The 13572-nt window shown below is 69.6% G+C and carries 12 protein-coding genes; 11 read left to right on the forward strand and 1 reads right to left on the reverse strand.

The window, feature by feature from the left end; genetic code table 11:
* Window positions 1-55 precede the first annotated feature (55 nt).
* The 9 genes from AB0I81_RS25990 (at window position 56) to AB0I81_RS26030 (ending at window position 9340) form a co-directional block, all read left to right on the forward strand.
* The gene (locus AB0I81_RS25990; protein ID WP_360661208.1) at window positions 56-1378 is read left to right on the forward strand and encodes a carbohydrate ABC transporter substrate-binding protein; all 1323 of its coding nucleotides are present in this window, start codon (window positions 56-58) and stop codon (window positions 1376-1378) included.
* Between the two features lie 32 nt (window positions 1379-1410).
* Window positions 1411-2322 carry a sugar ABC transporter permease gene (locus tag AB0I81_RS25995; RefSeq protein WP_360661211.1) on the forward strand — a complete coding sequence of 304 codons (912 nt, stop codon included), beginning with the start codon at window positions 1411-1413 and terminating at the stop codon, window positions 2320-2322.
* 13 nt (window positions 2323-2335) lie between these two features.
* Complete coding sequence (locus tag AB0I81_RS26000; protein ID WP_360661214.1) at window positions 2336-3202, forward strand: carbohydrate ABC transporter permease; 867 nt, start codon at window positions 2336-2338, stop codon at window positions 3200-3202.
* A 12-nt stretch (window positions 3203-3214) separates the two neighbouring features.
* Window positions 3215-3394, forward strand: a complete 180-nt coding sequence (locus AB0I81_RS26005; protein WP_360661217.1) for a hypothetical protein — start codon at window positions 3215-3217, stop codon at window positions 3392-3394.
* On the forward strand, window positions 3391-4797 hold the full coding sequence (locus AB0I81_RS26010; protein ID WP_360661219.1) for an alpha-L-fucosidase: 1407 nt from the start codon (window positions 3391-3393) through the stop codon (window positions 4795-4797). The genes AB0I81_RS26005 and AB0I81_RS26010 overlap by 4 nt, the downstream gene beginning before the upstream one ends.
* Window positions 4794-5810, forward strand: coding sequence for a hypothetical protein (locus AB0I81_RS26015; protein WP_360661221.1), 1017 nt, complete (start codon window positions 4794-4796; stop codon window positions 5808-5810). The genes AB0I81_RS26010 and AB0I81_RS26015 overlap by 4 nt, the downstream gene beginning before the upstream one ends.
* A gap of 50 nt (window positions 5811-5860) precedes the next feature.
* Entirely contained in the window at window positions 5861-8134 is a 2274-nt protein-coding gene (locus AB0I81_RS26020; RefSeq protein ID WP_360661223.1) for a discoidin domain-containing protein, read from the forward strand.
* 110 nt (window positions 8135-8244) lie between these two features.
* Window positions 8245-8604 (forward strand): hypothetical protein, encoded by a 360-nt coding sequence (locus AB0I81_RS26025; RefSeq protein WP_360661226.1) that lies wholly within the window; start codon window positions 8245-8247, stop codon window positions 8602-8604.
* A gap of 106 nt (window positions 8605-8710) precedes the next feature.
* Window positions 8711-9340, forward strand: a complete 630-nt coding sequence (locus tag AB0I81_RS26030) for a GntR family transcriptional regulator (RefSeq protein WP_360661229.1) — start codon at window positions 8711-8713, stop codon at window positions 9338-9340.
* Between the two features lie 2 nt (window positions 9341-9342).
* Here AB0I81_RS26030 and AB0I81_RS26035 read toward each other — a convergent pair whose 3' ends face one another.
* The gene (locus AB0I81_RS26035; RefSeq protein ID WP_360661232.1) at window positions 9343-10647 is read right to left on the reverse strand and encodes an MFS transporter; all 1305 of its coding nucleotides are present in this window, start codon (window positions 10645-10647) and stop codon (window positions 9343-9345) included.
* A gap of 141 nt (window positions 10648-10788) precedes the next feature.
* Between AB0I81_RS26035 and AB0I81_RS26040 the strand changes: the two genes are divergently transcribed.
* Entirely contained in the window at window positions 10789-12069 is a 1281-nt protein-coding gene (locus AB0I81_RS26040) for an alpha/beta hydrolase (protein WP_360661234.1), read from the forward strand.
* A 28-nt stretch (window positions 12070-12097) separates the two neighbouring features.
* Window positions 12098-13558, forward strand: coding sequence for an aldehyde dehydrogenase (locus AB0I81_RS26045; RefSeq protein WP_360661236.1), 1461 nt, complete (start codon window positions 12098-12100; stop codon window positions 13556-13558).
* The last annotated feature ends 14 nt before the right edge of the window (window positions 13559-13572 follow it).

Below are 13572 nucleotides of genomic sequence, written 5' to 3' on the forward strand. Positions count from 1 at the left end.
CTCGGACTCGTTTCTCCGCCCCTGTCAGGTGGGCACACGGAAGGATCCCAGACCCATGAGGAGATCACTCGCCCTCGCGAGCGCCGCGGTCGCGGCACTCGGACTGCTCACCGCCTGCGCGTCGGAAGGGGGCGGCTCGGAGTCCGGCAAGACCACCCTGAGCGTCGCCGCGCTCGAAGGCGGCTACGGCCGGGAGATGTACAACGAGGTCATCCAGGCGTACGAGGCCAAGAACCCCGGCGTGGACGTGCGGTTGCAGATCTCCAAGAGCATCGAGGACGAGATCACGCCGAACATGAAGGCCGGCCGCTTCCCGGACGTCGTGGTGCTCGGCCAGGGCCGCAAGGCCGCGCTCACCGAGACGCTCATCAAGGACAAGGCCCTGGAGGACCTCACGCCCGTGTTGCAGGCGAAGGTCCCCGGCGAAGACAAGACCGTGAGCGGCAAGCTCATCGACGGCATCGTGGGCAACCTCAACACCAACCCGTACGGCGACGGCAAGACGTACACGATGCCGATGTACTACGCGCCGACCGGGCTCTTCTACAACAAGGGCCTGTTCGAGGAGAAGGGCTGGAAGGTCCCGGTCACCTGGGAGGAGATGTTCGCGCTCGGCGAGACGGCCAAGAAGGACAAGATCTCGCTGTTCACCTACCCCACCGCCGGGTATCTCGACTCGTTCTTCTTCGCGCTGCTCGCCAACGTGGGTGGGGAGCAGTTCTACACCGACGTCATGACGTACAAGCAGGGCGTCTGGCAGACGCCGCAGGCCAAGCAGGTGCTCGACCTGGCCACCAGGCTGCTGAAGTACGCCGCGCCGACCACCGTCGGGTACGCCAACGAGCAGGACTTCACCAAGAACCAGCAGTCGATCCTCGACAACAAGGCGCTGTTCATGCCGAACGGCACCTGGATCGTCGGCGAGATGGCCGACGCCCCGCGCGCCGACGGCTTCGAGTGGGCCCTGACGCCGCTGCCGGCGGTCACCGAGGGCGGCAAGCGTTACCTGACGACCTCGGTCGAGTCGGTCTGGGTGCCCAGCGGGGCCGGGAACAAGGACGCGGCCAAGCAGTTCGTCGCCTACCTGTACTCCGACGAGGCGGCCAAGATCTTCGCCAAGTCGAACGCGATCCAGCCGATCCAGGGCATCGCGAGCAGCCTGACCAAGGAGAACGCCGAGTTCTACAAGCTGTACGACGACTCCTCGGTCACCGCGCTGGTCGGCGCCTTCGCCGGCACCGCGCCCGTCGAGGGCGTGGACATCAAGGGCACGCTCTTCGACACCGCCAACAGCATCATCAGCGGCGACAAGACCCAGGACCAGTGGCAGAGCGCGCTCAACGACGCCAGCGAGAAGCTGCGCCAGGCGGGGAGCTGACCGTGGCCCGACCTGCGGCGCGCGGGCGACGCATGAACACGGCTCGACCTGCGGCGGCGGGTAAAAGAGGCAACGGGCTGTTCGTGGCCGCCTGCCTCCTGCCCGCGCTCGTGCTCTTCGTGGTGTTCATGATCGTCCCCACCGTGAACGTGTTCCGGATGTCGTTCTACACCTGGAGCGGCTTCTCCCCGGACATGCGTTTCGTGGGGCTGGACAACTTCACCAGGCTGCTCGACGACACGCAGTTCGTGCGCGCCTTCCAGAACACCGTCGCGCTCCTGGTCGTCGTGACCGTCGTGACGATGGGCATGGGCCTGTTCCTGGCGGCGATCATGACCCGGCAGCGGCTACGCGGCCGGGTGCTGTACAGGTTCGTCCTGTACGTCCCGAGCGTGCTGTCCGTGGTCGTCATCGCGGCGATCTTCTCCGCGATCTACGACCAGGAGAACGGCCTGCTCAACGGCACCCTCCGCGCGCTGTCACTCGACGGCCTGCGGCAGGTCTGGCTCGGCGACCAGCAACTCGTGCTCTGGTCGGTCGCGATCGCGATGGTGTGGCAGTCGCTCGGCTACTACATGGTGCTCTACATGTCCGGGATGGCGAGCATCCCGGAGGAGATCTACGAGGCCTCCTCGCTCGACGGCGCGTCCGCCGCCCGCCAGTTCTTCGCCGTCACGCTGCCGCTCATCTGGCAGAACCTGCGCACGACGCTGACGTTCTTCGTGATGAGCGCGGTCAACCTGAGCTTCGTCCTGGTCCGGGCGATGACCGGCGGCGGTCCCGACGGATCGTCCGAGGTCCTGCTCAGCTACATGTACAAGCAGGCGTACACGAACTCGTCCTACGGCTACGGCATGGCCATCGGCGTCGTCATCTTCGCGTTCTCGTTCCTCGTGTCGCTGCTGGTGAGCCGCGCGACGCGGCGCGAGGCCCTCCAGTTCTGAGGCACCCACCATCATGATCAACTCACTGCGCGCCGGCCGGGCGCTGACCTACGTCCTCGTCACCGCGATCGCGCTGGCCATCGTGGTGCCGGTCGGCTGGGTGCTGTTCGCCTCGCTGAAGCGGAGGGGCGAGTTCTACGGCAGCCCCTGGACGCTGCCGGAGGGCCTGCACCTGCAGAACTACGTCGACGCCTTCGTCACCGCGCGCATGGGCCAGTACTTCTTCACCTCGGTGCTCGTCACGGTGCTCGGGCTGGTGTTCGTCGTGGCGGTCTCCGTGCCCGCGGCCTACGTCATCGCCAGGTACGAGTTCCGCGGCCGCGGCCTGGTCGAGGTCGCGATGCTGGCCGGGCTGTTCGTCAACGTCAACTACATCGTGGTGCCGATCTTCCTGATGCTGGTCGGCTGGGACCGCGCGCTCGTGGACGTCTTCCCCGACGGCTTCTTCATCGACAACCCCGGGGTCCTGTCGCTCGTGTACGCGGCCACGTCGATCCCGTTCACCATCTACCTGCTCACCGCGTACTTCAGGACGATCCCCGCCGACTACGAGGAGGCCGCGTCCCTGGACGGGGCCTCCCGCTTCCAGGTCATGACCAGGGTCATGTTGCCGATGGCCAAGCCGGCGCTCACCACCGTGATCCTGTTCAACTTCCTGGCCTACTGGAACGACTTCATCATCGCCCTCACCCTGCTGCCCGGCGAGGGCAAGACGTTGCAGGTGGGCCTGCTGAACCTGATGACCGCCCAGAAGGCGGCGGCCGACTACGGGCGGCTGTACGCCGGCATGGTCATCGTCATCGTCCCCGTCCTCATCTTCTACGCGCTCATCCAGCGCCGGCTCATCGAAGGCATGGCTTCCGGCGGCGTGAAGGGCTGAGAGAGGAACCTCATGAAGGATTCGACGCGCAGCGCGCTGCTCGTCACCGTCAGGACGCTGATCGCGGCCGTCTGCGTCGCCGTCGTCGTCTCCGCGCGCACCCCCGTCGGCTGGGCCAACCTGGCGATCATGCTGGCCGGCCTGGCCGGGCTGCTGGCCGTGCTGGCCTCCTACAACCGGCGGTGGCGGTGAACGCGCTCACCGCGATTCGGCCGAGCGCCCGCCAGCTCGCCTGGCAGGCGATGGAGTTCTACGGGTTCATCCACTTCGGCATGAACACGATGACGGACCGGGAGTGGGGCGAGGGGCACGACGACCCGGCCCTGTTCGACCCGGACAAGCTCGACGCCGACCAGTGGGTCAGGGCGCTCAAGGCCGCCGGGATGACCGGCGTGATCCTCACCGCCAAGCACCACGACGGCTTCTGCCTGTGGCCGAGCGACGTCACGACGTACTCGGTCGCCTCCTCGCCCTGGCGCGACGGCCAGGGGGACGTGGTGGCGGAGGTGGCCGAGGCGGCCCGGCGGCACGGCCTGAAGTTCGGCGTCTACCTGTCGCCGTGGGACCGTACCGAGGCGTCCTACGGCGGCGGCGCCGCCTACGACGACTTCTACGTCGCCCAGCTCACCGAGCTGCTCACCCGCTACGGGCCGGTGTTCACGGTGTGGCTGGACGGCGCCAACGGCGAGGGCCCGAACGGCAAGCGCCAGGTCTACGACTGGGAGCGGTATTACGCGGTGGTCCGCGAGTTGCAGCCGGACGCGGTGATCAACGTGTGCGGCCCCGACGTGCGCTGGTGCGGCAACGAGGCCGGCGACACCCGCCCCGACGAGTGGAGCGTGGTCCCGCGCGCACTCCAGGACGCCGAGCGCACCGCCGACCGCTCGCAGAAGGCCGACGACGGCACGTTCTCCCGGCTGGTACGCAGCGACGAGCGCGACCTCGGCAGCCGCGCCGCGCTGGCCGGCCACGAGCACGACCTGGTCTGGTACCCGGCCGAGGTGAACACCTCGATCCGGCCCGGCTGGTTCCACCACCGGGCCGAGGACTCCCTGGTGCGCCCGGTGGAGGAGCTGTTCGGCATCTACCTGCGCGCGGTCGGCGGCAACTCCTGCTTCCTGCTCAACGTGCCGCCGGCCCGCGACGGGCTGCTGCCCGAGGCCGACGTGGCGGTGCTGGAAGGGCTCGGCCGGCGCATCGAGGACTTCAGGGCACGACGGATCGAGGCGACCGCGACGGTGTCGTCCGGCACACCGGGTGACGTGGCGATCGCCTGGCCCGGCGGCGGGCGTACACCTTGGAAGCCGGACGAAAGCGACAGCCTGCCCGGTGTGACGCTCACGTTCGCCCGCCCGCGTCGGGTCGAGTCGGTCGCCGTGGGCGAGGACATCACCCGGGGCCAGCGCGTCGAGCACGTCGTCGTCCGGGGCCGCAGGGACGGCAGGTGGACCACGCTCGCCGAGGCGAACGCGGTGGGCCACCAGCGCATCCTGACCTTCCCGCCGGTCGAGGTGGACGCCGTGCTGATCGAGCTGCCGCAGTTCAGGGACACACCGGTCGTCGCCCGCGTGGCCGCGATCGGGCCGGCCTCATGAGGCGCGGGCTGGTCGCGCTGGCCGGGGTGCTGGTCGCCGCCCTCGTGGCGGCCGGCGTGCTGCTCACCCAGCGCACCGGCCAGGTGGCCGCCCTCGACGGGCACCCGGTGACCTCCGACGAACTGCTCTTCCACATGCGGCGGCTCGCGCCCCAGGTGCAGAACGAGTTACGCAACCAGTACCACCTGACCGGCGCGATCGACTGGAACGCCAAGGCCGGCGACAGGACCGCGCTCCGGCGGCTCTCGGCCCGCGCGCTCGACGAGATCCGGCGGGACAGGACCACGCTCCTCCTCGCACAGGAGGAAGGACTGATCGCCGCCGCCGACCACGCGTCCTTCCTGGCCGAACTGGACGCCGAGAACGAGCGCCGCGCCGACGCCGCCGCGAAGGGCGAGGTCGTCTACGGCCTGAAGGAGTTCACCCCCGAGCAGTACTACTCGCACCGGCAGACCGAGCTCACGACCGCGCTCAAGCAGCGGCTCAGCAAGCAGGCCGGCGGGCCACTGCGGGTCACCGACGCCGAGGTCCGGCAGGCGTTCGACGCCGACAGGGAAGCCTGGAGCGCCAACGCGACCACATACACGTACGCGAAACTCGTCGTGCCGGTGCCCGACGACGCCGCCACCGGCTACGCGGCCGGCCTCCAGCGCCGGGTCACCGAGGCCGGGCGGCTGAAGAAGGTCGCCGAACCCGGCGCCACCCTCACCACCGGCACCTATGACGGGGGCGCCTCGGCCGCCCACCAGCAGGACCTCATGGCGGTGCTCGGGCCGCTCAGGTCCGGCCAGATCTCCGCCCCGGTGCCCGGCACAGGCCAGATCACCTACTACCAGCTCAACGGCAGGACCGTCGATGAGGACAAGGCGTTCACCGAGTACGCCCGGCGGATCCGGCTGTCGCTCGTCGAGCGGAAGTTCACCCAGTTCATCCAGCGCCGGGTCGGCGACAGCGATTTCACCATCGACCCGGCGGCGGTGGACGCCATCAACGCAGAGGATGTAGGCCATTGAAACCCCCCGTCGAACCACCCCGCCGGCCTCGCGCCGCACGAGCGCTGCGCATGGGACTGACCGCCCTGCTCGCCGCGCTGCTCGCGGCATCGCTGGCCCCGGCCGCGCCCGCCGTGGCGGCCCGGGATCGTACGCCCGCCAAGCCCGCCCTGCCCGGCAACCTGCCCAACAGGACCGGCGGCACCGACTTCTACCTCGACGCCACCGGCGGCCGTGACGAAGCGGCCGGCACCTCGCCCGGGACCGCCTGGCGCACCCTGGCCAAGGCGAGCGCGACGACGTTCGCCCCGGGGGACCGCATCCTGCTCAAGGCCGGTGAGCAGTGGCACGACGAGCAGCTCTGGCCGAAGGGCTCGGGCAGCGCCGGCAGGCCGATCACCATCTCCGCCTACGGCGACAAGCGGGCCCGCAAGCCGTACATCGCCACGAACGGCAAGGTGCCGAGCCCGTTCAAGGCCGATGGTACGAAAAATCCTGACACGGTGGGCCTGACCGGCGCGATCGTGCTGCGCAACCAGCAGTACTTCGAGATCAACAACGTCGAACTGTCCAACGACGACGACTTCGCCACCGACATCACCACGGGCTCCCACGTCCGTGACGGCATCGCGGTCTCGATCAACGCCGACCTCCTGGAGGCCGGCGCGGACACGATCATGGACCACTTCCGGATCACCGACGTGCACGTCCACGACCTCGACGGCCCGAGCACCTGGCAGAAGATCCACTACGGCGGCGTCAACTTCCAGGTCTTCGGCGCCAAGAGCTACAAGGAGTACGGCACCGGCGGCCACCACTTCAAGGACGTCCGCATCACCGGCAACACGTTCGTGAACGTCGAGTTGCACGCGGTGCAGTTCGCCTTCAACTGGTTCGCCGCCGACGGGCGCGACGCCGGCCAGTACGACGAGAGCGGCAAGTTCCACGAGGGCTGGGAGCAGCTCTGGGTGCGCACCCGCGACCTGTACAGCCGCGACGTCCACGTCGCGCACAACTACGCGGAGAGCATCGGCCAGGGCGCGATCCAGCTCGCCAACACCAAGAACATGACCGTCGAGTACAACGAGGTCAACGGCTACCTCGAACGGTACGACGCGGTGTCGTGCGCGCTCTACCTGTGGGCGGGCGCCGACTCGGTGATGCAGTACAACGAGGTCTACGGCGGCCCGGACAACGAGTACGACGGCACGCCGTGGGACCTGGAGTACACCAACTTCAACGTCACCTACCAGTTCAACTACTCGCACGACAACGCGGCGGGCTGGATGGCGTACATGGGCAACAGCTCGAACTCGGTGGCGCGCTACAACCTGAGCGTCAACGACAACGGCGTGCTGGTGAAGAACATGCTCTCGACGAATTACTCGCCGACGTACTTCGCCAACAACACCTTCGTCTACGACGGCGCCGACCTGGACTACGTGCACGACGAGACGTTCCTGAGCCGCGTCTACTTCCTGAACAACATCTTCTACAACTCCTCCAAGACCGAGCCGACGCCGTGGTACCGCCGTACCGGGGCGCTGCGCCAGGCGGTCTTCGCCAACAACGACTACTTCGAGGCGAGCGGCACCCCCTCCGCCCAGCAGCCGGCCGACAAGGCGGGCCTGCGGGTCGATCCCAGGTTCGTGGGCGACCCGGCGGACTACGTCAAGGGCGCGGGCGTGAAGAACATCAGGAAGGCCGCCGCGCACTTCAGGCTGCGCAAGGACTCGCCGCTGATCGACGCCGGCCGCTACAACGCGCACCTGGGCACCGAGGACTTCCTCGGCACGCACCTCTACTACGGCGACGCGCCGGACATCGGCATGGCGGAGAGCCGGGCCGGCAAGAAGGTCGAAAATCCGGTGGACGACGACCCGATCGAGGACGACCCCGGCAACGAACGGGCCAACCTCGCCCTCGGCAAGCCGGTCACCGCCAGTTCCACCCACCCGGGCGCGAACGGCACGCTCGTCGCGAAGAACCTGACCGACGGCGACCCGGCGACCCGCTGGGCGGCGGCCGACGACGCCACCTACCCGATCACGCTCGACATCGACTTCGGCGCGGACACCACGTTCGACGAGGTGTACCTGGACGAGTACACCGACTCGGGCACCAACCCCCGCGTCAGGTCGTTCGAGCTGCGACGCTGGGACGCGGGCACCGGCGCCTGGGTGAGCTTCGCGACCCGGGCCGACGGCATCGGGCACGACCTGTCCGTGACCGGGTTCGGCGACATCACCACCTCGCGGCTGCGGGTGGCGCTCACCGGGCAACTGCCGGACGAGCAGTACACCCCGACGCTGACCGAGATAGCCGTGCACCGCGCCGGCATGTGACGGCTGGGGAGCGGGCGGACGTCCCGGCGTCCGCCCGCCCCGGTCCGGGCGATACCGTCGCAAGAAGGTTGTCTTGCCCGGACAACCATCCCGCCTTTGAATGGGGACTTATGTTCCTCCGCAGCCCTGACCGCGTCAGTCCGCGTCCGACCGAGCTCCTGATCGGCATCGGCTTCTTCGTGGTGGTCGCCGCGTGCGCGGTCACCGCCCTGCTGGTCCCGGACACCATGCCCGAGCTGCGCTTCGCCGTCATGGGGCTGGCCGGCTGCCTGTACGCCGCGCTCGCGGCCGACCTGTGGGCCGCCGCCGTGACGGGCGCCCTGGCCTGGTTACTGGCCACCGGCTTCCTCATCCATCCCCCCGGCGAGCTCACCTTGACCGGCGGCCCGGACGTCGTCCGCCTCCTGGCCATCATGGGCCTGTCCCTGGCCGGCGGCCTCTACGGCGTCTCCCGCCGCCGCTCGCGCTAGGCCACTCAGCCCCTGGTACGGGCGCAGATGACGGCTTTTCTTCGGATAATCTTGTCGGGGATTCCTCGTTGATCGTCCGTTCCGGGGTCCGCCGAAGGGAGGCCAGATGAGATCAGACGTCTACCAACGCATGCGCGACGACATCGTGTCGGGCGCGCTCGCCGCCGAGGCGCCGCTGGTGGAGGTCGCGCTGGCCACGAAGTACGGCACCAGCAGGACGCCGATCCGCGAGGCGCTGCGCAGGCTGGAGCAGGACGGCCTGGTCGAGCGGGCCGACCGCAGCATGCGGGTCCGCGCGCGCAGCCCCGAGGAGATCCTGGAGATCTACGAGGTCCGCATCTCCCTTGAGGGCATCGCCTCCCGTGGCGCGGCCGAGCGGCACACCGCGCTCGACCTGGCCAAGCTGCGCCGCACGGCCGAGCGGATGGCCCAGGCCGACCGGGCCGACACCCGGGGGATGGCCGAGGCCAACCGGCGCTTCCACGAGGCGGTCTGGGCGGCCAGCCACAACGTGACCCTCGTAGACCTGCTGACCAGGCTCAACGACCACCTGATCCGCTACCCGACGACGACTTTGAGCCATCCGGGCCGCTGGGAGGAGGCGCTGGAGGAGCACGCCGAACTCCTGGCCGCCATCGAACGCCGCGACGCCGCCGCGGCCACCGAGATCGCCGAACGCCACATGACCAAGGCCAGGGACGTCCGGCTGCTGATGTACAGCGACGAAGGCCCCTGAGCTCAGACCTTGACCTCGGCCGGTTCGGCGGCGGTGGTGCGGGTGGCGAAGTAGATCGCGACGATGGTGATGAGACCCGCCCCGATCATGTACGGCGGGATGCCCGCGACCGCGCTTCCGGCCGCCGCCTGCAACGAGGTCAGGATCAGCGGCGCGAAGCCGCCACCGAGCATGCCGCCGATCTGGTAGCCCAGCGAGGCGCCGCTGTACCGTACGCTGGCGCTGAACAGGTCGGCGAACAGGGCGGCGAGCGGCCCGTACATCAGCGGGTGGATGACCGACAGCCCCAGGACGACGGCGACCCCGAGCGCCAGCGGTGAGCCGGTGTTGATGAGCAGGAAGAACGGATAGGCGTACAGGATGTACGCGACGGTCCCCCAGATGAACACCTTGCGCCGGCCGATCCGGTCGGAGAGCGCCGCGGCCAGCGGAATGGTGATCACCTCCAGCGCGGCGGCGATCGAGACGATGGTCAGGACCGTCCCCTCCGCGATGCGCAGGGTGCCGGTCGCGTACGTCAGGATGTACGTCCCGAAGAGGTAGAACTGCACGAACGGCGCGATGCACGCCCCGAAGGCCATCAGCAGGTTCTTCGGATGACGCCGGATGGCCTCGACGACCGGCAGCCGGGCCTGCCCGCCGGACTTCTTGACCGCCTCGAAGTCGGGGGTCTCGGCCAGCCGCAGCCGGATCACCAGGCCGACCCCCAGCAGCAGGATGCTGACCAGGAACGGCGCCCGCCAGCCCCAGCTCATGAACTCCTCCCTGGGCAACATGGAGACCAGGGCGAAGGCGGCCGAGGCCAGCACCAGCCCGGCGGGCGCGCCGGACTGCGGCCAGCTCCCGTTGAAGCCGCGCCGGTCGCTGGGGGAGTGCTCGACCGCCATGAGCACGGCCCCGCCCCACTCGCCGCCGACCGCGAAGCCCTGCAGCAGCCGCAGCGCGACCAGCAACAGCGGGGCCAGCACGCCGATGGAGTCGTAGGAGGGCAGCAGCCCGATCAGGAACGTGGCGGCGCCCATGATGAACAGGCTCAGGACCAGCATCGACTTGCGGCCGAGCCGGTCGCCGAAGTGGCCGAACACGATCCCGCCCAGGGGGCGGACGACGAAGCCGGCGCCGAAGACGGCGAAGGCGGCGAGCGTGCCCGCGACGTCGGAGAAGGTCGGGAAGAAGAGCTGGTTGAAGACCAGCGCCGCGGCCGTGCCGTAGATGAAGAAGTCGTACCACTCGATGGTGGTGCCGATGAAGCTGGCGGCCACGACCTGCTTCATCGAGTGTCCGCCGGGGGGGTTGTGGCGGTTCACGGGATACCTCCCTGTCCTCACGCCGTACGTGAGGAGTGAGTGTATGCAACGGTATCCAGGAATTGTCAACGGTGTTGACAGGGGGCGCGGCGAGCGGATATTCCGGTATTCATTGGTATACATCCGTCGAGGGGACAGACCATGAGGCTTGCGGAGCGGGCCGGGAAATGGCGTGCGGCCTGTGCCGCCGATCCGGCGCTGGCGGCGCTGCGAGCCCCCGGCCGCGTGGACTTCGGGGTCAGGGCCGGCGACGAGCTGGTGAGTTTCGCCTTCCGCGACGGGGAGCTGACCGGCGCCGCGTCCGGGAGCGATTTCGAGGTGGCCGCCCGGCCCGAGGCTTGGGAGCGGTTCTTCGCCGCCGAGCCGCGCTCGCCGTACCACTCCTTCTTCGGGATGCTGATGCGCGTGCCCGGCACCGCCGTCACCGGCGACGAGGTGTGCTTCGCCCAGCACGCCCACCTGGTGCGGCGCGTCCTGGAGCTCGGACGCGAGGTGATCTCCGGCCCCACCCCGGCGGCGGCGGCCACCGTCGCGGACCGGGAGCTCATCGAGGGCCGGTACGTGCGGGTCAAGGCCGGCGGGGAGCCCGTCCGCATTTTCTACGAGCACGCCGGCACCGGCCGGGACGTGTTGTTCCTGCACACCGCCGGAGCCGACGGCCGCCAGTTCCACCACCTCATGAACGACGGCGGGCTCGCCGATCGGTGCCACATGGTCGCCTTCGACCTCCCGTGGCACGGCCGTTCGTCCGGGCCCGCGAGCGAGCCGCCCGGCGCCCACCGGCTGGACACCGACCGGTACGTCGCCACGATCATGGCCGTGATAGACGCTCTGGAGCTCACCGACCCCGTCGTCGTCGGCTGCTCGATGGGCGGCGAGATCTGCCTCGAACTGGCCCTGCGCCATCCGGACCGGATCGGCGGCGTGGTGGCCTGCGAGGGCTCCGATCACGTGCCGGGACGGCAGATCGCCTGGGCCAGGGATCCCCGCGTCAACCAGGCGCTGTTCGTGCCCGAGTGGGTGGACGGGCTGATGGGGCCGCAGAGCCCGCCCGAGCACCGGCGGGAAGTGTGGTGGGGTTACTCGCAGGGCGGCTTCGGCACGTTCGCCGGCGACATCGCCTTCTACAGCGGCGACTGGGACGCGCGCGACCGGGTGGCCGGCATCGACACCGCCGCCTGCCCGGTGATCATGATGACCGGCGAGTACGACTACTCCTGCACCCCGGAGATGTCGCGGAGCACCGCGGAGCGCATCCCGGGCGCGATCTTCCGCACGATGCCGGGGCTCGGGCACTTCCCGATGGCGGAGAACCCCGCGGCGTTCGCCGGGCACCTGCTGTGGGCGCTGGACACGATCGACGAGGCGACGAAGGGCGGAGGCTCGATGAACGATCGCATGACGAAGGGCGAGGCTCGATGACGCATCGCATGACGAGAGGCGAGGCTCGATGAAGCATCGCATGTTGATCGGCGGCGAGCGGGTGGACGCGGCCGGTGACCGCCGGATCCCCGCGGTGAACCCGTACACGGGGGAGGAGTTCGCCACCGTGCCCGACGCCGGCGCCGCCGACGTGGCGGCGGCCGTGGACGCCGCGGCCGAGGCGTTCGAGCGCACCTGGTTGGGCACGCCGGGCGTGGAGCGGGCCAGACTGATGCACCGGCTGGCCGACCTGATCGACGAGCGCGCCGGCGAGCTCGGCCGCCTGGAGAGCACCGACAACGGCAAGCTGCTGCGCGAGACGACCGGTCAGGCGAGGTTCGCCGCCCGCAACTACCGTTTCTTCGCCGGGTACGCGGACAAGCTCTACGGCCGCACGATCCCGCTGGACAACCCGGACAGCCTGGACTACACGCTCAGGGAACCGATCGGCGTGGCGGCGCTCATCACGGCGTGGAACTCCCCGATGCAGCTCCTGGCCAACAAGCTCGCCCCCGCCCTGGCCACCGGCAACTGTGTGGTGATCAAACCGTCCGAGCACGCCTCCGCCACCACCCTGGAGCTGGCCGATCTGGTGGAACGCGCGGGCTTCCCGCCCGGCGTGATCAACATCGTGACCGGGGCCGCCGAGGCGGGCACGAGCCTGGTCGCCGACCCGCGCCTGGGCCGGATCAGCTTCACCGGCAGCGTACCCACCGGCCAGGCCATCGCCGCGGCGGCGGCGCGCACGCTCGTCCCCGTCACCCTCGAACTCGGCGGCAAGTCGCCCAACATCGTCTTCGCCGACGCCGACCTCGACGCGGCGATCCCCGGCGCGATGGCCGGGATCTTCGCCGCGGGCGGCCAGACCTGCATCGCGGGCAGCCGCCTGCTCGTCGAACGGCCCGTGTACGAGCGGGTGGTCAAGGAGCTGGCCAGGCGCGCGGACAACATCCGCCTGGGCGACCCGCTGCTGGAAGAGACGCAGATGGGCCCCGTGGCCAACGCGCCGCAACACGAGCGCATCCAGCGGATGATCGCCGCCGGAGTCGAGTCCGGGGCCCGGCAGGTCACCACCTCGGGTGAGATCCCCGGTCGGGGCTTGTTCGTGCGCCCGGCCGTCTTCGCCGACGTGGACAACTCCATGCCGCTCGCGCGGGAGGAGATCTTCGGTCCCGTGTTGTCCGTCATCCCCTTCGACGACGAACAGGAGGCCGTCGCGATCGCCAACGACAGCGACTTCGGCCTGGCCTCGGGCGTCTGGACGACGAACCTGGCGCGCGCCCACCGCGTCGCCGGGCGGCTGGTGGCCGGGACGGTGTGGGTCAACACCTACCGCTCCAGTGCGGCCCAGGCGCCGTTCGGCGGCACCCGGCGCTCCGGCTACGGGCGCGAACGGGGGGAGGAGGCCATGGAGGAGTACCTGCGTACCAAGAACGTCATGGTCGACCTGTCCGGCCGCACCCCCGACCCCTTCGCCATGCGCACCTGAGAAGGGACCATGTG

The organism is Nonomuraea sp. NPDC050404, assembly GCF_040655495.1.
GTDB lineage: Bacteria > Actinomycetota > Actinomycetes > Streptosporangiales > Streptosporangiaceae > Nonomuraea.

Bases quoted from the DNA above. Each gene is read 5' to 3' on its own strand.
- AB0I81_RS25990 (WP_360661208.1), top strand. From the start codon at position 56: ATGAGGAGATCACTCGCCCTCGCGAGCGCCGCGGTCGCGGCACTCGGA.
- AB0I81_RS26040 (WP_360661234.1), top strand. From the start codon at position 10,789: ATGAGGCTTGCGGAGCGGGCCGGGAAATGGCGTGCGGCCTGTGCCGCC.
- AB0I81_RS26030 (WP_360661229.1), top strand. From the start codon at position 8,711: ATGAGATCAGACGTCTACCAACGCATGCGCGACGACATCGTGTCGGGC.
- AB0I81_RS26015 (WP_360661221.1), top strand. From the start codon at position 4,794: ATGAGGCGCGGGCTGGTCGCGCTGGCCGGGGTGCTGGTCGCCGCCCTC.
- AB0I81_RS26005 (WP_360661217.1), top strand. From the start codon at position 3,215: ATGAAGGATTCGACGCGCAGCGCGCTGCTCGTCACCGTCAGGACGCTG.
- AB0I81_RS26000 (WP_360661214.1), top strand. From the start codon at position 2,336: ATGATCAACTCACTGCGCGCCGGCCGGGCGCTGACCTACGTCCTCGTC.
- AB0I81_RS26020 (WP_360661223.1), top strand. From the start codon at position 5,861: ATGGGACTGACCGCCCTGCTCGCCGCGCTGCTCGCGGCATCGCTGGCC.
- AB0I81_RS25995 (WP_360661211.1), top strand. From the start codon at position 1,411: ATGAACACGGCTCGACCTGCGGCGGCGGGTAAAAGAGGCAACGGGCTG.
- AB0I81_RS26025 (WP_360661226.1), top strand. From the start codon at position 8,245: ATGTTCCTCCGCAGCCCTGACCGCGTCAGTCCGCGTCCGACCGAGCTC.
- AB0I81_RS26045 (WP_360661236.1), top strand. From the start codon at position 12,098: ATGAAGCATCGCATGTTGATCGGCGGCGAGCGGGTGGACGCGGCCGGT.